We start from the raw sequence: 21,355 nt of genomic DNA on the forward strand, positions 1-21,355 counted from the left end.
GCTCGTGCCCGGCCGGAGCGGAGGACGGCCTCCTGCCGGAGAGCGCCCCGGCAGCCCGGGATCTCCAGATCGCGCACCACCGTGAGAATGCGGCGCGTGCCCCGCCCCCGGGGAGCCGCGCTTTCGGATGGCGGGCGCACACCCGCGTGCGCCCGCCCCGGGGACCGGCCGGAACCGCGCGGGTCAGTCGCGGGCCGGGCCGAGGGTCCCGCGGAAGAGGCGCCGCACACCGGCCAGGAGCGATCCCAGGATGAAGGACTGGACCAGGGCGCAGACGACGAGCCCGACGCCGAGGAACCACAGGGGCGCGTCCAGCCCCCAGACCGCGTCGGCGATGGTCGTCACGGCCGCGAAGGCGGGGAAGGTGAACAGGGCGGGCCACACCCAGACGAATCCGGGGTCGGCGCTGAACGCGGTGACGGCCGCGGCCATCACGATGGAGCTTCCGACGAGCCCGAGGTAGATCGCCGAGGCCGGGTTGGCGAAGGTCAGCCGGACGAGGGGATGAGCGTTCATCGTCTCCCTTGGTGAAGAGGTGGAATGCCCTCCATGGTGGGGCGCGGCCGCTCCCCTGTCGTGAGTACCCGTACTCAGGGGGAACGCGGCCCCTCCCGCCACATCCGTGCCCGACCTGGCGTTCCCCTGGCTCGTACTCGCCGCCTGGGCGGCCGGCGGGCTCCCGTCGACCCGGGCGAGCGGCGGCCCGTCGGCGTCCGAACCGCCCGGTCCCGTGCCCCGGGCCGGTCGCGAAGACCCCTCCCGTCGCCGCGGAAAACCGGGAAACCCCCACCGGCCCCGCCCGCAGGTGTGAGGATCGGACCATGCAGAAACCGATACCGCTCCCCGCCGCCGACGCCGCCGAGCGCCTCGCCGACGACATGAGGAACGAGCGCGTCTACGTCTTCTGCCCGAACAGGTTCTGGTCCTCGGTCCTGGTCGGCTGCGACGGCGGCACCCTCTACCTGCCCACCGCCCTGGGGGTGGTGTTCGTCGAGGAGACGAACACCGAACCGATGTGGGAGGTCGTGGACTCCCTCCCCCGCCCCATCGAGGCCGGGGAGTCGGTCCTCACCTGGCCCCGGACCCCCGAGGGCCACCGGGAGCTCCTCTCCGCGGGGATCGACAACACCCCTCCGCCACAGGAGGCCGGTTCGCTCCCGCTGCTCCTCATCCCCGAGGAGGGCCGGAGTCCGCGCATGCCCAAGCTGCTCACGGACGCGATCTCGGTGTACGAGCCGGTCTCGGCCGCGCGCATCCGCGCCCGCGCCCGCCACGTCACCTGAGCCCCGCGCCCGGCCGCTGCGCCCGCCGGCGCCCCTCCCGCCGGGTCCCCACCCACCGGGGCGCCGGCGTCAGGCCTGCTCGGTGTCGGTGCCCTCGCGCGGCGGGGCGGGGGCCGGGCGGGCCGGCGCGTCCGCGGGGTCGATCTGGCCGTACCCCATGGCCACGTAGTACTCCTCCAGCGTGGCGTACCCGGCCCGCCGGGCCACGCTGATCATGTCCCCCGACGACTCCGCCTCGATCAGGCTCCGGTCGCCGCCCATGGAATCCGCCATCCTGCGCCGTCCCGCGACCTCGGCGCGCTCGCGGTCCCGGGTGCGGTGCCACGCCCCGATCGCCACCCGCGCCTTGCCGGTGCGCACCGACTCCAGCCACGCCCGGTCCGGGCCCGGTTCGGCCTTGGTGATGATCTGGACGGTGTCGCCCTCCCGCACCTGGGCGCTGGGCAGCGCCAGCCGCCCGTTGACCGTCGCCGCCGAGAACCGGTCGCCGATCTCGTTGTCCAGGGCGTAGGCCACGTCCACCGGGGTCGACCCCTCGGGCAGCATGAGGACCACACCGTCCGCGGTGAGCACCGTGATGCTGTCCGCCAGGTCGGTACGCACCCCCTCCAGCAGCTCCTCCGCCGAGGCGCCCTCCTGCCAGCGCAGCAGCCGGGTCAGCCACTCCGGGTCGGTGGTGCCCCCGGCGGCCAGCCGCCCGTCGCGGCCGGTGCGCTCGTGGATCTCGGCGATGATCCCGTACTCCGACACCTGCTGGGCGCGGTTGTCGCAGATGATGATCTGCACCCGGTGCCCGGTGTCGGTGAGCACGGTCGTGTGCAGCGCCCGGTACAGGTTGTACTTGGGCGAGGCGATGAAGTCGCGGAACTTCGCGGGGACCGGCTGCCACCGGCCGTGGACCGCCCCGAGCGCCAGGTAGGCGTTGCGCTCCTCGCCGCGGACCACCACCAGGTACCGCACGGTCGCCTGCGGGTCCAGGGCGGCCAGCGGGGCGCCGGAGTGGAAGACCGACGCCAGGTGGCGCGGGCGCACCTCCACGTCCGCCTTGACCCGGAACGCCGCCAGGCTGTCGCGCAGGGCCACCGTCAGGGCCTCGGTCTCCGGCCGCGCGCGCCCCCGGACCAGGGCGGCGCACTCGCGGGTGCGCTCGAACTCCTCGGTCTCCAGGTACTCGAAACACAGGTCCTCGAGTTCCCGTTTGAGCTTGTACACGCCCAGCCGCTCGGCCAGCGGGATGAGCAGCTCCCGGGTGCCCCTGGCGATCTTCACCCGCTTGTGCGGCGGCTGGAACTGGAGGGTGCGCAGGTTGTGCACCCGGTCGGCGAGCTTGATCAGCAGGACCCGCAGGTCGTCGCGGGCGGCCACGACCATCTTGCGGAAGGTCTCGCCGGCGGCGGCGCTGCCGTACATGGACCGGTCGACCTTGGTGACCCCGTCGACCATGACGCCCACCTCGGTGCCGAACTCCGCGGCGAGGTGGGCGAGGCTGAACGGGGTGTCCTCCACGGTGTCGTGCAGGAGCGCGGCGACGAGGGTGGCGGTGTCGAGGCCGAGCTCGGCGAGGATCGTGGCGACGGCCAGGGGGTGGATGATGAAGGGCTCGCCGCTCTTGCGCTTCTGCTCCCGGTGCAGGTGGTCGGCGACGGCGTAGGCGCGCGCCAGCAGGGCGGTGTCGGCCTTGGGGTACCAGCGCAGGTGCTCGGCGATGAGCGGTTCGGCCTCGGAAGCGGGGCGGGTGGTGGCCTTGGCCTGGTTGAGCCCGCGCCACCACTCGGTGGAGGCCGTCACATCCACATCGGGAGCACCCATATGGACCCCTTCCCATCGCGCTGCGGACCGGGTATTCCGCTAAGCCTACTTATCCCCGCGCGCCTCCGGCCCACGAACCCCGCAACCCGCTCCGGAACCGGCTGCGGGCAGGGGATCGCCGTTCCCGGGAGAGGTGGGTCACCCCGTCCCCGCTCCCCCGGCCCGGGACGCGCGAACGCCCGGCCAGGGTCCTGGCCGGGCGTTCGGGGGTCGCGAGCGCGGCGCCCGCGCCGCCCGCGACCGGCGGCGGCCGGTCACGGGTGGGTGCGGCTACTTGCGCTTCTTGATCTCCTCGGTCAGCTGCGGGGCGACGGTGTGCAGGTCGCCCACGACACCGAAGTCCACCAGCTCGAAGATCGGCGCCTCGGGGTCCTTGTTGACCGCGACGATGTTCTTCGAGGTCTGCATGCCGGCCCGGTGCTGGATCGCGCCGGAGATGCCCAGGGCGATGTACAGGTTCGGGCTGACCGTCTTGCCCGTCTGGCCGACCTGGAACTGGTTCGGGTACCAGCCGGAGTCGACGGCGGCGCGGGACGCGCCGACGGCGGCACCGAGCGAGTCGGCGAGGTTCTCGACGACGGTGAAGTCGTCGGAGCCCACGCCGCGGCCGCCGGAGACCACGACGGCGGCCTCGGTCAGCTCGGGGCGCTCGCCCTGCTCCTGGACGACGCGCTCGACGACCTTGGCGGTCTTGGCGGCGTCCGACAGCTCGACGGTGACGGCCTCCTCGGCGGCGGCGCCGGCGGCGGCCTCGGCCGGGATGGAGTTCGGGCGGACCGCGATGACCGGGACGCCGGTCCGGACGCGGCCGTGGGTGACGGTGGCGCCGCCGAAGATGCTGTGCTCGGTGACCAGGTCGGCGTTGACGTCGACCACGTCGGTGAGCACGCCCGAGCCCAGCTTGACGGCGGTGCGGCCGGCGATCTCCTTGTTCTCGGCGGTGGCCGAGACGAGGACGGCGGCGGCGCCCTTGTCCTGGGCGAGCTTGGCGAGCAGCTCGGCCTTGGGCGCGACGACGTAGTCGTTGAGCTCGGCCGGAGCGACGTAGACCTTCTCGGCGCCGAACTCGGCCAGCGCGGCCTTGCCCGACTCCGCACCTTCGCCGACCCAGACCGCGGCGGGCTCGCCGATGCGGCGCGCGGCGGTCAGCAGCTCGGTGGTGACCTTCTTGACCTGTCCGTCGACGTGGTCGACGAGGACGAGGACCTCAGCCATAATCCTTGAACCTTCCTGAGTCTCTCGCCTGACCTACACGAACTTCTTCTCGGCGAGGAAGTCGGCGATCTTCACGCCGCCGTCGCCCTCGTCCTTGACGATCGTGCCCGCGGCGCGCGGCGGCGCGGCGGCGAAGTCGACGGTCTCGGTGGTGGCGTTGGCCAGTCCGACCTTGGCGGTGTCGATGCCGGCGTCGGCCGCGGACTTCTTGTCCACCGGCTTCTTCTTCGCCTGCATGATCAGCTTGAAGGACGGGTAGCGCGGCTCGTTGATCTTCTCCACGACGGAGACGACGGCGGGCAGCTGCGCCTCGACGACGTCGTAGCCGTAGTCGGTCTGCCGCTGGATCCTGATGGCGCCGCCGTCCACGTCGACCTTGCCGGCCAGCGTGAGCTGGGGCAGGCCGAGGTACTCGGCGAGCGCGGCGCCGACGACGCCGGTGCGGGCGTCGGTGGACTCCGAGCCCAGGACGACGAGGTCGAACTCCAGGGTGCCCAGGGCCTGCGCGAGCGCGTAGGCGGTCTGGAGGGAGTCCGAGCCGTGGAGGGCGTCGTCGTTGACGAAGACGGCCTTGTCGGCGCCCATGGACAGCGCCTTGCGGATCGAGTCCGTGGCCTGGTCCGGCCCCATCGTCAGGATGGTGACCTCGCCGCCGTGCTTCTCCTTGAGCAGGAGGGCTTCCTCGATCGCGTACTCGTCGAGCTCGTTGACGACGCCGTCGGACGCTGCGCGGTCCAGCGTGTTGTCGGCGGCGTTGAGCTTCCGTTCGGTCGCCGTGTCCGGGACCTGCTTGACCAAAACGACAATATTCATGGCCGGTGGCCGACCTCCCTGCACTCCATGATCCGCCGTGCGGCGGCCGGACGCTGGCGCGCCCCGTACTGCCCAACAATGTCGAACGACGTTCGGTCATCCGACGGCGGGTCCGGTCTTTCCGGTCGATCGGCCCCGCGGTGTGCTCATAGTCCAGATGTTACTGGCTAGTAGCATGAAGGCCAACCCGCGGCCCCCGCTTTTACTTAGGAAACCCTAACCCCTACGGATAGCGCGAACCGAACGAGCGGCGCCATCAGGCGTTCCACCGGTTCTGCGGGCCGTGCGCGCGCGGGGTCGGAGGCCCTTCTCACACCTTAACCACCGCGTGCCGCGGCCCCGCAGCCGCACCGCCCCCGCACCGGGGCGATCGGCGGCCCCCACGGCTCCCCCGGCCCGGCGGCCCCGCCGCCCCCACGGCCCCCGCACTCCCCCGGAAACGGGGGCGCCCCCGCTCTCCGAGGAGGAGCGGGGGCGTCCGGGACGCGCGGCGGGCGTCAGCCGCCGAACCAGTCCGAGGGGCCCCGGAGCGGCCCCAGGCGCCAGTCCGGCGCGGAGCCGAAGCCGAACGACAGGATGAGCATCGTCAGCAGCACCACCGCGACGATCACGCCGATGTACAGGTACAGGTTGCGGAACCGGACCCGCTCCACCAGCCACACCGCCTGGTGCCGGGCCTGGCGGCCGCTGGGCATCAGGTAGCTGAGCAGCATCGTCACGAACACCGCGAACCCGCCGATGTAGTTGGCCCCGGAGTCGCCGGTCTCCACGATCTGGGCGTAGACCAGGCCCACGAGGATGCCCGCCACCAGGTACACCAGGCCGAACCCGACGGTGCGCAGCAGCATCCGCCCGAACGCCCAGGGGAAGCTGAGCGCCACCACCACGCTGTCGGAGTTGCGCGGGCCGCGCGTCTGGAGCCGCTTGGCGTGCTCGGCCTTGACCACGTCCAGCGCGCTCAGCCCGGCGATGACCAGGATGCCCAGCAGGATGCCGATCCACGGGAACACCAGGCCCAGGCCGGCCAGCGCCAGCACCACCGGGATGAGGATCAGCGGGTGCATCTGGTACACCCGCTCCTCGTACTCCTCGCCGTCCCCGTCCTCGTAGAGGGAGTCGTACTCGTCGTACTCGCCGGTGTTGTTGTCGCCCCGGAAGTAGCCGCCCATCCGGTCGTTGCCGCCGCGACGGAAGCGGTTCAGCCAGCCGCCCTGCTCCTCGTCGTCCTCGTCGAACTCCTGCGTGTGCCGGCTGCGCCCGCCGTCCTCGTCGACGGGGGTGAGGATGTCCGAGAAGTCGCCCTTGTGCAGCGGCGTGTTGAAGAACTGGGTCTGCGGCGACTCGTACTGCTGCTCGTACGGCTCCTCGTAGTCGAGTGAGGAGCGCTTGCCCCGCGCCGTCTCGCGCGGGTCGAGCATCATGGTGCCCTGCGGGTCGTCGGAGCCGCCGTTCACCGGGTCGAGCATCATCGTGCCCTGCGGGTCGTTGGAGCCGCCCTCCGCCGGGTCGATCCGCACGGTGCCCTGGTCGTCGCCGGCGGACACCGGGGTGAAGCGCTGCGTTCCCGCGTCGTCGGCGAGCGGGTCGATCCGCATGGTGCCCTGCGGGTCGTCCAGGTCGTCCGCCCCCGCGGGGGCGATCCGCTCCGTGCCCCGGTCGCCCGGGTCGTCGAAGCGGCCGGGGCCGATGCGCTCGGTGCCGGCCCCGCCCAGGTCGTCGGTGGCCTCCTCACCGGCGCCCCAGCCGCCGGACAGGTCGTCCGTGGCCTCGTCCTCCCAGCCGCGGCCGCGGCCGCCCGAGAGGTCGTCGGTGGCCTCGTCGCCGGGCAGTCCGCCCGACTCCGAGCGCGCCTCCCGGCGCTGGTCGCCCGGAGCGGACCAGGCGCTGGCCGCGGGGTTGGGACCGCTGGTCCAGCCCTCGCCCCCGCCCTGCGTCATCCGGCTGGCCAGGTACCCGGCCGCGCCGCCCAGCGCCGCACCGCCCAGGGCCGCGCCCGCGGCGCCGCCCGCGCCCGACCCGGAGCCGCCCGGGTCCGCGGCGGCCGTGCCGCCGGTGTCGCTCCCGGGCACCGGCGAGTGGTAGACGGTGTGCCCGCCCGTCAGCCCCGCGGACTTGGCCCCGGGGTCCTCGGTCCAGGGCAGGTCGAGGTTGAGCCGCCCGGCCTCCTCCACCAGCTCGGCGGCGGTGGGACGGCGCCGCATGTCGCGGGAGACGGCGCGCGTGACCAGCGGCCGCAGCGCCTCGTGCATCCCGTCCATGTCGATCTCGCCGTTGAGGATGCGGAAGAAGATCACCTCGAAGGCGCCCGCGCCGTAGGGCGGGCGGCCGGTGGAGGCGAAGGCGACGGTGCCGCCCCAGGCGTGGATGTCGGTGGCCGGCCCCAGCGCGGTGCCCTCGATGACCTCCGGGGAGAGGTAGCTGGGCGTGCCGACGAAGGTGCCGGTCTGGGTGAGCTTGGCGCCGTCGACGGCGTGCGCGATGCCGAAGTCGATGACGATCGGCTCGCCGTTGGAGATGATGACGTTGCCGGGCTTGAGGTCGCGGTGGATGACGTCGACCGCGTGGATGTCCTTGATCGCCCGGGCCAGGCCGGTGATGAAGCGGGTGAGCGCGCGCCCGCGCAGCGGCCCGTGGTCGGTGACGGTGGCGTCCAGGGTGGGACCGGGGATGTACTCGGTGACCACCCAGGGCAGCTCGGCGTCGATGTTGGCGTCGATGACCTCGGCGACGTTGGGGCTCTGCACCCGGCGCATCGTCTCGACCTCGCGGGCGAGCCGGGCGCGGGCGATGCGGTCTCCGGCGACCTCGGGCTTGAGGACCTTCACCGCGACGAACTGCTGGGTCCGGGGATCTTCGGCCTGGTACACCACGCCCATGCCGCCCGATCCGATGCGGCGGCGGATCACGTAGTGGCCGATGCGCTCCGGCAGCTCCTCACCCATGGGGAAACCTGCCGACATTGCCATCGAGTACTCATCCCCTCAAAAGACCGCATAACCGCCACGTCCAGCTTATCGGCCGGGGGAATGGGTCACCATTGGCTTGTACGGGCCCCGATGGGGCCGTTGTGGTCTGTTCGGCTCCGCCGGGAAGTCTGGGGGCTCCGGCGGTCGGTCCCTCGTCGGACGACCACCACCGAGTATGACGGAAAATCCGGGCGTGCGGTTCCCCTCCACCTGTCCGAACTGGCCGGTTTCGGTCTCCGGGAAGGGTGTTTCGGTCCGTGTGTGCCCGTCCCACCCGCCCCGTCCTCCGTACCGGCCCCGCGGACCGGCGGCCCGTGCCGGGTCCCGCCGTGCCCCTTCTCACCCCGCGCCCCGGCGGGTCAGCGGCCGTTGAAGACCGCCTTGCCGGGCCCCTGCTCGATGAAGCTGCGCATGCCGGTCTTCTGGTCCTCGGTGGCGAACAGCCCGGCGAAGTGCAGGCGCTCGATCTCCAGCCCGGTGTCCAGGTCGGTCTCCATGCCGCGGTCCACGGCCTCCTTGGCGGCGGCCAGCGCCACCGCGGGGCCCTCGGCGAAGCGGGCGACGAAGGCCACCGCCTCGGCGTAGACGTCCTCGTCGGCGACGACGGCGTCCGCCAGGCCGATCTCCTTCGCCTCGGCGGCGTCCACGTGGCGGCCGCTGAAGATCATCTCCTTGGCGCGGGCCGGGCCGATGAGCCGGGGCAGCCGCTGGGTGCCGCCTGCGCCGGGGATCACGCCGAGCTGGATCTCGGGGACGCCCAGCTTGGCCTTGCTCCCCACCACCCGGAAGTCGGCGGCCAGCGCCAGCTCCAGGCCGCCGCCCAGGGCGTAGCCGGTGACGGCCGCGACCACGGGCTTGGGGATGCGCGCCACGGCGGTCAGCGCCTTCTGGAGGTCGCGGGCGTACTCCAGCATCTGCGCGTGGGTGCGCTCGGCCATCTCCTTGATGTCGGCCCCCGCCACGAAGAACCGCTCGCCGCCGTAGACCACGACCGCGCGGGCCGCCGGGTCGGCGGCGACCTGCGCGGCGGCCTCGGCGATCTCGGCGGTCAGTACCGCGTTGAGCGCGTTCACCTTGGGGCGGTCCAGCCGGATCACGGCGACCGCCGGGTGCTCGGGGTCGGTCTCCACGCGCACGAACTCGGCCACGTGCTCCACCTCTTCGCTTGTCGACGTCAGTGTCTGGGTCCCAGGGATTCCTATCACCCGGGTCACGAGAACAGCAGTACCAGGGTGCCCAGCCGGGCGGACAGCGTGTAGGCCGCCGCCAGCAGCAGCAACGCCCCGACCGGCAGCAGCGTGTCGGCGGTGCGCCAGCGGCTGTGCCGGGCGTGGCTGCGCCGTCCGGTGCCGAACGCGCGGGCGTCCATGGCGGTGGCCATGAGCGTCCCGGTGCGGATGGCCCGCACCAGCAACGCGAACATCCGCCCGAAGAACAGCGCGACCATCCGCGCCGGGTTGCGGCCCGCCTCCAGCCCGCGGGCCCGCCGGGCCAGGGTGATGGTGCGCCACTGGTCGGCCAGCAGCGGGACCAGCCGCAGCGCGGCCAGCACGCCCATGGCCGGGCGCTCGGGCACCCTCAGCCTCTGCACCAGGCCGTCGGCCATGTCGGTGGGGTCGCTCCCGGCGGCGGCGAGCAGCCCGGGCAGGGCGATGGCCAGCAGGCGCACCGCCGCCCCCACCGCCCCCTCCAGGCCCTCCTCGCCGTACAGGTAGTTGACCAGGCCGCTGGACAGGCCCATGAGGACGAACGGCCCGCCCAGGACCAGCAGGGTGCGCCGGTCCAGGCCGCTGAACGGCACCAGGGCCAGCACGCCCAGCAGCACCACGCCGCCGGTGACGGCGTCCACCGCCGGGACCAGGCCCAGGCCCAGGACCAGCGCGGCCAGCAGCTTGGCCGCGGGGTTGAACCGGGTCAGCCAGGTGCGGGCGCCGCCGTCCCCGGGCGCGTCGAAGGTCAGCGCGTCCGCGACCGGCGCGGCGGTCTCACGGTCGGCCACGGGTGCCCCCCTCCGCCGCGTCGGCGCGGCCCGTCTCCTCGGCCCGGCCGCCGGCGACCCGGATCCGCACGTCGGCCAGGCGGCGCAGCAGCAGCTCGTCGTGGGTGGCCATGACGACGGCGCGGCCCTCGGCCCGCAGTCCGCCGAGCAGTTCCACCAGCTCGGTCCAGGTCCGGGTGTCCTGGCCGAAGGTGGGCTCGTCCAGGACCAGCACGTCGGGGGCGTGCGAAGGGCCGGAACTCAGCGCGGTGGCGACCGAAAGCCGCCGTTTCTCTCCCCCGGACAGCGTGTACGGGTGCACGTCGGCCAGCGCGGTCAGCCGCAGGCGCTCCAGCAGCTCGCCGACCCACGCCTCGGTCTCCGCCTCGCCCCTCCCGGCGCGCAGCGGGGCGAACCTCAGCTCGTCCCGGACGGTGCCGGTGACGAACTGGTCCTCGGCGTGCTGGAACACGGTGCCCACGTGCCGGGCCAGCCTGCGTGCCGGCCAGCGCGCCAGCGGCCGCCGGTCGGCGTCGGCCAGCGGGCCGTGCGGGAGGACGGCGCCGCGGTGGGGCCGGGACAGCCCGGCCAGCAGGGTGAGCAGCGTGGACTTGCCGGCGCCGTTGGGCCCGGTCAGCGCGGTGGCGGTCCCGGCCCGCACCGCGACGTCCACGTCCTCCAGGACCGTGCGCCGGGGCGGGACGCGCACGCCCAGCCCGGGCGGGGTGCGGGCGTCCACCCCGGCGGCCCGCAGCAGCACCGGGCCGCCGGGGGCGGCTGCCAGGGAGGGGTCGGGCTCGTGCCCGGGCACCCACACGCCCTGCGCGGCCAGCGCGGCGCCGTGGGCGGCGAACACCTCGCGCGGCGGGCCGTCGGCGGCCACGCCGCCCCCGGCCTCCAGCACGACCACCCGGTCCACCAGGTCCACGACCTCGGCGACCCGGTGCTCCACCAGCACCATCGTCGCGGAGGTCCGCTCCAGCAGGCGGGCGAGCACCCCGCGCACGAGGGCGGCCCCGTCCGGGTCGAGGTTGGCGGTGGGCTCGTCGAGCAGCAGCAGGCGCGGGCGCATCGCCATCGCCCCGGCGATGACCAGGCGCTGCTTCTCGCCGCCCGACAGCGCACCGGTGGGGTGGCGCGGACCGTAGGGGAAACCGACGGCCTCCAGCGCCTCGCCCACCCGCTCGCGGATCTCCTCCGGCGGCACGCCCAGGTTCTCCGGGCCGAAGGCGACGTCGTCCCCGGCCCGGGCCATGACGATCTGCGACTCGGGGTCCTGGGCGACCAGCCCGACCTCGGCCCGGCCGCGGCGGGCCCGCTCCCCGTCCACCAGGAGCAGGCCCTCCTCCTCTCCGCCGATGGCGCCGTCGTCGCCGGTGAGCCCGGCCAGGGCGTGCAGCAGGGTGGACTTGCCGGTGCCGGAGGCGCCGAGCAGCAGCACCCGTTCACCGGGCCCGACGGCCAGGTCGACGCCCCGCAGGGTGTACGCGTCGCGGCCCGCGTGCCGCCATCCCCAGCCGGAGAGCTCGACGCGGGCGCCCGGGCGTCCTCGGTCGGCCACGGTCAGCCCTTGGCCGAGGCGAAGGGGGCCAGCGCGCCGGAGCGGGCCAGGGCGGTGGTGAGCAGGCGCGCGCCGACCCCGGCGATGACCGCGGCGCTGATCACCACGATGACCCCGTAGATCACCTGGTAGTGCAGCGGCCAGGTGACGTTGTAGGCGATGTTGTCGCGGATCGCCGGGGAGATCCCGGCGACGGCGGCGGCCAGGACGGCGACGCCCATGCCCCAGCGGCGGTAGCCGAAGGCCAGGAAGACCAGCTCGGGCAGGATGCCCTGGAGGGTGCCGTCGAGGAGGACCATGACCCCCCACTGGGTTCCCAGGACCGCCGACACCGAGGCGGCGGCGATCGAGGTCAGCAGGGCGGCGCCGGGCCTGCGGATGATGAGCCCGCCCAGGACGCCGGAGATCAGCCACATGCCGTAGACGGCCGCCTGCCCGGGCGGGAACGCCGCGAACAGCGGGGTGGTGATGGACCAGACGATGTTCCAGAGCCAGAACACGACGCCGACGGCGACGCCCAGCACGGCGGCGACGACGATGTCGACGGTGCGCCAGCCGCGTGCCCGCGACCTGATGTCGGCCCAGGTGCCACCGGGGGTGGTGTCGGTGCCCATTCGATGTGTCCCTTCGTCGGTGTGACGAGGGGCGGATACGGCCAAGAGCGGCACCGGGGCACTGCGGCGCCGGAAGCGGACCTCCGGCGCGCGAGACGCGCCACCGGTGGCGGTTCCCACGACTTCCTTCGCCGGCATTACCCGGATCAGGTGTGTAAGGGTCTGCGGACTCTCCGCACTCTCAGCGCTCACGCGCTCCCCTGTCGGTTCGCCACCATTATGCGCCATATGCCGGAGAAGGCCAGTCCTGCGCCGTCCCGTCTCACCTCCCGGGACGCCGCGGGGGCCGGCCCCGAACCGGGACCGGCCCCCGTCCCCTCCCCGGGGACTGCTCCGGAGGGCCCTCCCGGGCCCCTCCGCGCCTTGCGGTCAGGCGTCCTCGTCGCCCTCCTCCTTCTTCTTGGGCGGGGCCGCCGACGGGTCGCCGAAGCGGGGCGGCGACGGGGCGAAGGACTCCGCGGGCAGGTCGGCCGCGGCGCGGTTCATCGTGGCCTGCCAGATCGGCCCCGGCAGCGTGCCGCCGTAGACGATCCCGTAGTACCGGCCGCCGATCCACACCCCCTGGAGCGGGTTCTGCTCACCGCCCCGGATGTCGCCGACCACCACGGCCGAGGCCAGGTTGGGCGTGTACCCGGCGAACCAGGCGTAGGCCGCGCTGTCGGTGGTGCCGGTCTTGCCCGCGGCCGGGCGGCCGATGCCCAGGCCGTTCGCGGTGCCGCCCTTGAAGGTCTGCTGGAGCAGGTGGTTGACGCCGTCGGCCACGTGGGTCGGCACCGCCCCCTCCTCGCAGTGCGAGCGCATCCGGATCTCGCGGAAGTCCTCGTCGCCCTCGCGGCCGACGGTCACGGAGGACACCGGGCGCGGCTCGCAGTACTCGCCCCGCGCGGCGAAGGTGGCGTAGGCGTTGGCGACGGTGAGCGGGGAGACCTCCTGGTCGCCCAGGGTGAAGGAGCTCCACACGCCCAGCGGCTCGCCGTCGGCGCGGTGGATGCCGGTCCGCTCGGCCATCTCGGCGGTCTCGCACAGCCCCACCCGCCGCTGGAGCTGGGCGAAGTAGGTGTTCACCGACCCCTTGGTCCCGCTGATCATGTTGTGCGAGCCCGCGTCGCTCTCGCCCGCGTTGTTCACCTTCCACGTGGACATCGTCCCGCCCTCGCAGTTGGCCATCCCGCTCACGGAGACGCTCTTGGGCGAGTCGAAGCTGGTCCCGTACTTCAGCCCCTTGTCGAGCGCCGCGGCCAGGGTGAACGCCTTGAACGTGGACCCCGCCTGGTACCCGTGCGAGCCGCCGTCCTCATGGTCGACGGCCAGGTTGATGGAGGTCGTCCCGACCTCCTCCTCGTCGAACCCGTACCGCATGTTCTGGGCCATCGCCCGGACCTTGCCGGTCCCGGGCTCCACCAGTACCTGCGCGGCGAACTTGGTGGTGTCCCCCGGGGGCACCCGGGAGTCGATGGCCTCCTGCGCGGCCGCCTGCATCCCCGAGTCCAGGGTGGTGCGCACGGTGATGCCGCCGCGCCCGAGCAGGAACTCGCGCTCCGCGGGGTCCTCGGCCAGCTCCTCGGAGTCCTGGAGCCAGCGCATCACGTAGTCGCAGAAGAACGGCTGATCGCTGTGGTAGCAGCTGCCGCCGCGCGGCGTGGGGTCCAGCCGCAGGTCGGCCCCGCGGTACCGGTCGGCCTCCCCCTCGGACAGGTGGCCGGTGGCGACCATGCGGTCGAGCACCAGGTCGCGCCGTTCGGCGGCGGCCTCGGGGTTGGCCAGCGGGTCGTAGTAGGAGGGGGCGCGCACCAGGCCCACGAGGGTCGCCGCCTGGCCGGGGTCCAGCCGGTCCGCGGTGGTCGAGAAGTAGCGGCGGGCCGCGATCTCGATGCCGTGGGCGCCGGAGCCGAAGTAGGCGAGGTTGAGGTAGCCCTCCATGATCTCGTCCTTGCTCAGGCGGTCCTCGACGTCGATGGCGTAGCGCAGCTCGACGAGCTTGCGGACCAGGGTCCGCTCGCTGGCGCGCCGCACCCCCTCCTCGTCGGTGGCCTGCTCGATGAGCAGGTTCTTGACGTACTGCTGGGTGATGGTCGAGCCGCCCTGGGTGTCGCCCTGCGCGGTGCGCGTGGCGGCGCGCAGCAGGCCGCGCAGGTCGAGCCCGGCGTGTTCGTAGAACCGCTCGTCCTCGATCGCCATCAGCGCGGCCGGGACCCAGGGGCTGATGTCCGCCAGGCCGACGACCTCGCGTTCGCGCCGGGCCACCTCGGCGATGGGCTCGTGGTCGACGTCGGTGATGAGGACCCGCTCGGTCAGGCGGTGGATCTCCAGGTCGGCGGGCAGCGCCATGAACCCGGCCGCGGCGTCGCGGGCGGCCAGCCCCAGGCCGCCCGCCCAGGGCAGGATCAGCGCCGCGGTCAGCAGCCCCGCCAGCGCGCCCGTGCCCGCCAGCCCCAGGATCGTCCTGCGTCTCTCCTCCGGCCGGCCCTTCCGGTTCGGCTCCGTCACGTCGTCCCCCCAACGCCGTGTGGCCCCCGCCCGCGCTCGGCACGGGCGGGGCACTGCTGCGTCGACCACCCTCGCAGGGACGGGCCGCCACGGACGGCGCGGGATCGGGCGTGTCACTGAAACTCTTCATCAATCCATGGCAAAGCCAACAGATCGGACATCGCTCACGCCAGGTGCACTACTCAACGAAACGGGCATTTCAATTTCTCGACATCGAGACGAAACGAAGCCGCACGGCACGGCCCGCCGCACCGATGCACCGGATCCTGGACTAGCCGACTTCCGTGGATCATTCCGACACACGGGCATGTCCGCAATAAGGTCGGACCCCTCCTCCGGGCATTTGGTCATCCCTACCCATCCGCCACACCCCTGCAACATGACCGATGAGTTTTCCGACTTTTCACCACAGAGAATGGCAGAACAACCAGAGAGGCCCCCGAAACACGTGTCTCTTTCTGACCGATTTGCGTAGTTTACGCAGGTGAAACCAGTCAAATACCAGCAGAAAGCCCCTACGGCCAGTGTGACGAGGATCACATAAATTATCCGGCCCTGGCACTCCGCCAAACCACACGAGAGGGCACACGATAGAGAGCGGAGGGCACCGAAGCCGCAATCCGGACAGAATCCGATCCGGGCCCTTCATTAACTCCGTCTTGCCTCGGATTAACTCTGGGTTATTTCTGCCCGACGTCGCCCGAAGCGCCTCCCCGAAACGCCCGAACCACGACAATTACGGTGTAGCCAGTGATCGGACGCCTGCCCATCCTCGACATCTCTCCGGACAACGATCTCGGCCCGGTGAAAGCGGTTCCCGGTGAACGCTTCACCGTCGGCGCGACGGTCATCCGCGAAGGGCACGACTCCCTCTCCGCGGGTGTGGTCGTCTATTCGCCCAAGGGCCGCCGGGAACGCCTCGTGCGCATGAGCGAGCGCGCCCCCGGGACCGACCGCCACGAGGCGGAGATCTCCCTCCCCGCCGAGGGGAAGTGGTCCTTCGCCATCGAGGCCTGGAGCGACCCCTTCGCCACCTGGCACCACGCCGCCGAGGTCAAGCTCCCCCTGGACCAGGACACCGACCTGGTGCTGGAGGAGGGGGCCCGGCTGCTGTCCCGGGCCGCCCGCCGCGTTCCCCGCAGGCCCCTGCTCGCCCGGGCCGCCGCCACCCTGCGCGACACCTCGCTGACCCCGGCCGAACGCTACGCCGCGGTCACCCCCGAGGTGCTCGCCCTCATGCACGACCACTCGCTGCGCGAGCTCGTCACCCGCTCGCAGCGCACCAGCGTGGTCGTGCACCGCGAGCGCGCCCTCTTCGGCTCCTGGTACGAGTTCTTCCCCCGGTCCGAGGGCGCCCAGGTGGACACCGCCCCCGGCCAGGAGGTCTCCGGCACCTTCGCCACCGCGGCCAAGCGGCTGCCGGCCATCGCCGACATGGGCTTCGACGTGGTGTACCTGCCGCCGATCCACCCCGTGGGGCACGCCCACCGCAAGGGCGCCAACAACGCCCTGACCGCCGGTCCGGGCGAGCCCGGGTCGGTGTGGGCCATCGGCTCGGCCGACGGCGGGCACGACGCCGTCCACCCCGACCTGGGCACCCTCGCCGACTTCGACGCCTTCGTCGCCGAGGCGCGCGGACACGGCCTGGAGATCGCCCTGGACCTGGCCCTGCAGTGCTCCCCCGACCACCCGTGGGTCGCCGAGCACCCCGAGTGGTTCACCACCCGGGCCGATGGGTCCATCGCCTACGCCGAGAACCCGCCCAAGAAGTACCAGGACATCTACCCCCTGAACTTCGACAACGACTTCCCGGGGCTGTACCGGGAGATCCGCCGCGTCGTCCAGCACTGGATCGACCACGGGGTGCGCATCTTCCGGGTCGACAACCCGCACACCAAGCCGGTGGCGTTCTGGGAGAAGCTGCTGGCCGACGTGGCGAAGAAGCACCCGGACGTCCTGTTCCTGGCCGAGGCGTTCACCCGCCCCGCCATGATGCGGACCCTGGCCAAGGTCGGGTTCCACCAGTCGTACACCTACTTCACCTGGCGCAACGGCAAGGACGAGCTCACCGACTACCTCACCGAGCTGAGCCGGGAGACCGCCCACTACCTGCGGCCCAACTTCTTCGCCAACACCCCGGACATCCTCAACGCCTACCTCCAGGAGGGCGGCCGCCCCGCCTTCGAGATCCGCGCGGTCCTGGCCTCGCTGCTCTCACCCACCTGGGGCGTCTACTCCGGCTACGAGCTGTGCGAGAACACCCCCGTGCGGCCCGGCAGCGAGGAGTACCTGGACTCGGAGAAGTACCAGTACCGGCCGCGCGACTGGGCCGGGGCCGAGGCCGAGGGGCGGAGCATCTCCGGCCTCATCACCCGGCTCAACCGGCTGCGCCGCGCCCACCCCGCCCTGCGCGAGCTGCGCAATCTGCGGTTCCACCCGGTGGACCGGCCGGAGATCATCTGCTTCTCCAAGCGCCGCCCCGGCGAGCGCCCCGGCGACCCCGACGACCTGGTCGTCGCCGTCGTCAACCTCGACCCGCACCACGTCCGCGAGGCGACGGTGCACCTGGATCTGCCGTCCATCGGCCGCGCGTGGGAGGAGGAACTCAAGGTGACCGACGAGTTGACCGGCGCCGCCTACACGTGGGGGGCGGCGAACTACGTCCGGCTCGACCCCGAGCGGGGTACCGCGCACGTGTTCACCGTCAACGGCAGATAGCGGCCCGCGGAGCATCCGGAGGGGCGCGGCGGACGGTGTCCGCCGGCACCCCTCCCATGCCCGAGCAGCCGTTGATCCGATGTCGAACATTCATTGGTGGGGAGCAGTAGATGAGCAACGACGAGTCCGGACCGGGCCGCCCCGAACACCCCGCGCACGGTCCGCTCGCGCCGGCCACCGGGGCCGCCACCGGCCCGCTCATGTCCTCCGGCGGTACCGGTGACCCCTACTGGTACAAGCACGCCGTCTTCTACGAAGTACTCGCCCGGGGTTTCCACGACTCCAACGGCGACGGCACCGGCGACCTCGCCGGCCTGGTGCGGAAACTGGACTACCTCCAGTGGCTCGGCATCGACTGCATCTGGCTGCTGCCGATGTACGAGTCCCCCCTGCGCGACGGCGGCTACGACATCTCGGACTACTTCAAGATCCTCCCCGAGTTCGGCACCACCGCCGACTTCGTGGAGCTGCTCGACGAGGCGCACCGGCGCGGCATCCGCGTCATCACCGACCTGGTCATGAACCACACCAGCGACCAGCACCCCTGGTTCAAGGCCTCCCGGGAGGACCCCGAGGGCCCCTACGGCGACTTCTACGTGTGGTCCGACACCAAGGACCGCTACGAGGACGCCCGGATCATCTTCGTCGACACCGAGACGTCCAACTGGACCTACGACGAGGTCCGCGGCCAGTACTACTGGCACCGCTTCTTCTCCCACCAGCCCGACCTCAACTTCGAGAACCCGGCCGTCCAGGAGGCCATCCTGGAGGTCCTGCGCTACTGGCTGGACCTGGGCATCGACGGCTTCCGGCTGGACGCCGTGCCCTACCTGTACGAGCGCGAGGGCACCAACTGCGAGAACCTCAAGGAGACGCACGAGTTCCTCAAGCGCGTGCGCGCGGAGGTGGACCGGCTCTACCCCGGCCGGGTCCTGCTGAGCGAGGCCAACCAGTGGCCCTCCGAGGTCGTGGACTACTTCGGCGACCACGCCGCCGGCGGCGACGAGTGCCACATGAACTTCCACTTCCCGCTGATGCCGCGCATGTTCATGGCGGTGCGGCGGGAGCAGAGGTACCCGATCTCGGAGATCCTCGCCCAGACCCCGGAGATCCCGGCCAACTGCCAGTGGGCGATCTTCCTGCGCAACCACGACGAGCTGACCCTGGAGATGGTCACCGACGAGGAGCGCGACTACATGTACGCCGAGTACGCCAAGGAACCCCGCATGCGCGCCAACGTGGGGATCCGGCGGCGGCTCGCCCCCCTGTTGGACAACGACCGCAACCAGATCGAGCTGTTCACCGCCCTGCTGCTGTCCCTGCCCGGCTCCCCGGTGCTGTACTACGGCGACGAGATCGGCATGGGCGACAACATCTGGCTGGGCGACCGCGACGCCGTGCGCACCCCCATGCAGTGGAGCTCCGACCGCAACGCCGGGTTCTCCACCGGGGACCCCGGGCGCCTGTACCTGCCGCTCATCCTCGACCCGGTGTACGGCTACCAGGCGGTCAACGTCGAGTCCCAGCGCGCCAACCCCGGCTCGCTGCTCAACTGGACGCGGCAGATGATCCAGATCCGCAAGCGGCACCCCGTGTTCGGCACCGGGGCGTTCACCGAGCTCGACGCCAGCAACCCCAGCGTGTTCGCGTTCATCCGCGAGCACGGCGACGACCGCATGCTGTGCGTCAACAACCTGTCCAAGCACCCGCAGCCGGTGGAGCTGGACCTGTCCGGCTACCTCGGGGTGAACCCGGTGGAGTGCGTGGGCGGGACGCGCTTCCCGCGGATCGGCGAGCTGCCGTACCTGCTCACCCTGCCCGGACACGGCTTCTACTGGTTCCAGCTGCCCCCCGCCGCGGACACCGGCCCCGGCCCCGTCGTCGGCGAGGAGGACACCGCACCGACCTACGGCCTGCCCGCGGCCGGGGTCAGTGCCCGGGCCGCGCTGGGCGGGCGCTCCCCCCGCACCCGCGGCGGCCACCGCACCACGGTCACCACGCCGTCCTCCGACGAGAAGGGGAACAGGCCCGACTGATCATGTCCCAACTCGAAGAGCTCCTGGCCGTCTGGATGCCCCGTCAGCGCTGGTTCTCCGGCAAGGGGATCCCCATCCGCAACATCCGGGTCGAAAGCCGGCACACCCTGGTGTCCGCCGGCCCCGAGGGCCCCGACCTCAACCTGCTCGTCGTCCGCGCCGGGCAGCGCGGCCGCAGCTCCCGCTACCAGGTGCTGCTCGGCTCCCGGTCGTCGCGCTCCCTGCCCGCGGAGCTGGCGGGCGCCGCCATCGGCGTCCACCAGGCCCCGGGCGGGAGGTCGCGGGTCGTCTACGACGCGGCCAACGACGCCCAGCTGACCGCCATGCTGCTGGAACGCTTCGCGGCCCCCTCGGCCGCCGGGCACGTCCGGTTCCGCACCCTGCCCGGCGAGCGCATCCGCACCGGTTCCTCGGGGCGGGTGCTCACCGGGGAGCAGTCCAACACGTCGCTGGTGTTCGGCGAGGACTACGTCCTCAAGACGTTCCGGCGGGTGTGGCCCGGGCCCAACCCGGACCTGGAGCTCAACCGGGCGCTGTACGGCTCGCCGTACGTGGCCCGGCCGTGCGGGTGGATCGAGGCGGACCTGCCCGGGTACGCCGAGCCCACCACCCTGGCGATGCTCCAGGACTACATCCCCGGGGCCTCGGACGGCTGGGTGCTGGCCACCGCCGACGCCGAGGCGCTGACCCGGGGCGCCGACCGCGCGGCGCGGACCTCGTTCACCGGGGACGCCGCCCTGCTCGGGCGCACCACGGCGGAGGTGCACCGCGCCCTGGCCCGCACCCTGCCCACGGACGTGCTGTCGGTGACGGCCGTGGCGGAGCTGGCCGACGCCATGGTGGAGCGGCTGGCCATGGCCAGCGCCGAGGTGCCGGAACTGGCCGAGCACGCACCCCTGGTGATGGAGGCCTACGCCGAGTTCGCCCAGGTGGACGAGCCGCTGCCGATCCAGCGCATCCACGGCGACTACCACCTGGGCCAGGTCATCCGCACCGGGTCCGGGGGGTGGGTGCTGCTCGACTTCGAGGGCGAGCCCACCGTCTCCGTCGCCGAGCGCCGGCAGCTCGCCAGCCCGCTGCGGGACGTGGCCGGGATGCTGCGCTCCTTCGACTACGCCGCCGGGTACCTGCTGGTCGACCACCCCGGCGACGAGGGGCTGGAGTGGTCGGCGCGGTCCTGGGCGCGGGCCAACCGCGAGGCGTTCTGCCGCGGCTACGCCGACGGCGGCGGCGCCGACCCGGAGAAGCACCTGGTCGTGCTGCGGGCCTTCGAGTTCGACAAGGCCGTGTACGAGGTGCTGTACGAGGCCCGCAACCGGCCGCACTGGCTGCGGGTACCGCTGGAGTCCATCGCCGCCGCGGCGGCCCCGCCGGTGCCCCGCTGAACGGCGGCCCGCCCCCGGGCGGGCCGTCTCCGCTCCCCCGCCCCTCCCCGTTTCCTGTCCACCGTTCCTGTCCACGAGCACCACGGAGCAGCATTGTCCTCGCCACGCAGCGAACAGCGTCAGCGCGCGACCACCGATGAGGAGACCGCGAAGAAGACCGGGAGCAAGGCCGCCGGCGCGAAGAAGAAGACCGCGGGCAAGCCGGCGGCGGCCGAGGCCGCCACCGCGAAAACCACCGCGGGCAAGACCGCGGCGGGCAAGACGGCCGCCGCCAAGAGCACCGCAGCCAAGGCCGCCGCGGGCAGGACCGCCGCCGGGTCGGCGGCGGCGAAGAAGCCCGCCGCCGCGCGAACGGCCGCGGGCAAGGCGACGGCTGGCAAGGCGGCCGCCGCCGGGACGGCCGCGGGCAAGAAGGCCGCGGCGAAGAAGCCCGCGGGCCGGGCCACCGCCGCGAAGGAGCCCGCGACCAGGGCCGCCTCCGCGAAGAGGA

Annotated in this window: 14 protein-coding genes and 1 riboswitch; of the genes, 4 read left to right on the top strand and 10 right to left on the bottom strand. The window is 72.7% G+C overall.

Annotation, left to right across the window (positions count from 1 at the left end; genetic code table 11):
• Nucleotides 1–183: 183 nt before the first annotated feature.
• Nucleotides 184–516, bottom strand: coding sequence for an SCO4225 family membrane protein (locus K1J57_RS03615; protein ID WP_220563065.1), 333 nt, complete (start codon nt 514–516; stop codon nt 184–186).
• Between the two features lie 305 nt (nt 517–821).
• Here K1J57_RS03615 and K1J57_RS03620 point away from each other — a divergent pair, with 305 nt between their 5' ends.
• Nucleotides 822–1,283, top strand: coding sequence for a hypothetical protein (locus K1J57_RS03620; RefSeq protein ID WP_220563066.1), 462 nt, complete (start codon nt 822–824; stop codon nt 1,281–1,283).
• Nucleotides 1,284–1,352: 69 nt separating this feature from the next.
• Here K1J57_RS03620 and K1J57_RS03625 read toward each other — a convergent pair whose 3' ends face one another.
• The 9 genes from K1J57_RS03625 to K1J57_RS03665 form a co-directional block, all read right to left on the bottom strand.
• Nucleotides 1,353–3,092, bottom strand: a complete 1,740-nt coding sequence (locus K1J57_RS03625; protein ID WP_220563067.1) for a bifunctional (p)ppGpp synthetase/guanosine-3',5'-bis(diphosphate) 3'-pyrophosphohydrolase — start codon at nt 3,090–3,092, stop codon at nt 1,353–1,355.
• A 270-nt stretch (nt 3,093–3,362) separates the two neighbouring features.
• Nucleotides 3,363–4,307: an electron transfer flavoprotein subunit alpha/FixB family protein gene (locus K1J57_RS03630; RefSeq protein WP_220563068.1), complete on the bottom strand. Its 945-nt coding sequence runs from the start codon at nt 4,305–4,307 to the stop codon at nt 3,363–3,365.
• A gap of 33 nt (nt 4,308–4,340) precedes the next feature.
• Nucleotides 4,341–5,120, bottom strand: coding sequence for an electron transfer flavoprotein subunit beta/FixA family protein (locus K1J57_RS03635; RefSeq protein WP_220563069.1), 780 nt, complete (start codon nt 5,118–5,120; stop codon nt 4,341–4,343).
• Between the two features lie 497 nt (nt 5,121–5,617).
• Nucleotides 5,618–8,062 (bottom strand): bifunctional serine/threonine protein kinase/MFS transporter, encoded by a 2,445-nt coding sequence (locus K1J57_RS03640; protein ID WP_255646821.1) that lies wholly within the window; start codon nt 8,060–8,062, stop codon nt 5,618–5,620.
• A 383-nt stretch (nt 8,063–8,445) separates the two neighbouring features.
• Nucleotides 8,446–9,234, bottom strand: coding sequence for an enoyl-CoA hydratase/isomerase family protein (locus tag K1J57_RS03645; protein WP_220563070.1), 789 nt, complete (start codon nt 9,232–9,234; stop codon nt 8,446–8,448).
• 62 nt (nt 9,235–9,296) lie between these two features.
• A complete protein-coding gene (locus K1J57_RS03650; RefSeq protein WP_220563071.1) occupies nt 9,297–10,085 on the bottom strand; it encodes an energy-coupling factor transporter transmembrane protein EcfT in 789 nt (262 codons plus the stop codon).
• A complete protein-coding gene (locus tag K1J57_RS03655; protein WP_220563072.1) occupies nt 10,072–11,625 on the bottom strand; it encodes an ABC transporter ATP-binding protein in 1,554 nt (517 codons plus the stop codon). The genes K1J57_RS03650 and K1J57_RS03655 overlap by 14 nt, the downstream gene beginning before the upstream one ends.
• Before the next feature lie 2 nt (nt 11,626–11,627).
• The gene (locus tag K1J57_RS03660) at nt 11,628–12,239 is read right to left on the bottom strand and encodes an ECF transporter S component (RefSeq protein ID WP_220563073.1); all 612 of its coding nucleotides are present in this window, start codon (nt 12,237–12,239) and stop codon (nt 11,628–11,630) included.
• A gap of 106 nt (nt 12,240–12,345) precedes the next feature.
• Nucleotides 12,346–12,451: riboswitch (TPP riboswitch) on the bottom strand.
• Between the two features lie 157 nt (nt 12,452–12,608).
• The gene (locus K1J57_RS03665; protein ID WP_255646822.1) at nt 12,609–14,726 is read right to left on the bottom strand and encodes a transglycosylase domain-containing protein; all 2,118 of its coding nucleotides are present in this window, start codon (nt 14,724–14,726) and stop codon (nt 12,609–12,611) included.
• A gap of 750 nt (nt 14,727–15,476) precedes the next feature.
• On the opposite strand from K1J57_RS03665, the gene K1J57_RS03670 reads away from it, so the two are divergent.
• The 3 genes from K1J57_RS03670 (at nt 15,477) to K1J57_RS03680 (ending at nt 20,865) form a co-directional block, all read left to right on the top strand.
• Nucleotides 15,477–17,444, top strand: a complete 1,968-nt coding sequence (locus K1J57_RS03670) for an alpha-1,4-glucan--maltose-1-phosphate maltosyltransferase (RefSeq protein ID WP_220563075.1) — start codon at nt 15,477–15,479, stop codon at nt 17,442–17,444.
• Between the two features lie 110 nt (nt 17,445–17,554).
• The gene (gene treS, locus K1J57_RS03675; protein WP_255646823.1) at nt 17,555–19,480 is read left to right on the top strand and encodes a maltose alpha-D-glucosyltransferase; all 1,926 of its coding nucleotides are present in this window, start codon (nt 17,555–17,557) and stop codon (nt 19,478–19,480) included.
• Between the two features lie 2 nt (nt 19,481–19,482).
• Nucleotides 19,483–20,865: a phosphotransferase gene (locus tag K1J57_RS03680; RefSeq protein ID WP_220563076.1), complete on the top strand. Its 1,383-nt coding sequence runs from the start codon at nt 19,483–19,485 to the stop codon at nt 20,863–20,865.
• Nucleotides 20,866–21,355: the final 490 nt, after the last annotated feature.

Origin of the sequence: Nocardiopsis sp. MT53 (genome assembly GCF_019598965.1) — a bacterium.
GTDB classification, from domain to species: Bacteria; Actinomycetota; Actinomycetes; order Streptosporangiales; family Streptosporangiaceae; genus Nocardiopsis; species Nocardiopsis changdeensis.

Bases quoted from the DNA above. Each gene is read 5' to 3' on its own strand.
- K1J57_RS03615 (WP_220563065.1), bottom strand. From the start codon at position 516: ATGAACGCTCATCCCCTCGTCCGGCTGACCTTCGCCAACCCGGCCTCG.
- K1J57_RS03620 (WP_220563066.1), top strand. From the start codon at position 822: ATGCAGAAACCGATACCGCTCCCCGCCGCCGACGCCGCCGAGCGCCTC.
- K1J57_RS03625 (WP_220563067.1), bottom strand. From the start codon at position 3,092: ATGGGTGCTCCCGATGTGGATGTGACGGCCTCCACCGAGTGGTGGCGC.
- K1J57_RS03630 (WP_220563068.1), bottom strand. From the start codon at position 4,307: ATGGCTGAGGTCCTCGTCCTCGTCGACCACGTCGACGGACAGGTCAAG.
- K1J57_RS03635 (WP_220563069.1), bottom strand. From the start codon at position 5,120: ATGAATATTGTCGTTTTGGTCAAGCAGGTCCCGGACACGGCGACCGAA.
- K1J57_RS03640 (WP_255646821.1), bottom strand. From the start codon at position 8,062: ATGGGTGAGGAGCTGCCGGAGCGCATCGGCCACTACGTGATCCGCCGC.
- K1J57_RS03660 (WP_220563073.1), bottom strand. From the start codon at position 12,239: ATGGGCACCGACACCACCCCCGGTGGCACCTGGGCCGACATCAGGTCG.
- treS (WP_255646823.1), top strand. From the start codon at position 17,555: ATGAGCAACGACGAGTCCGGACCGGGCCGCCCCGAACACCCCGCGCAC.
- K1J57_RS03680 (WP_220563076.1), top strand. From the start codon at position 19,483: ATGTCCCAACTCGAAGAGCTCCTGGCCGTCTGGATGCCCCGTCAGCGC.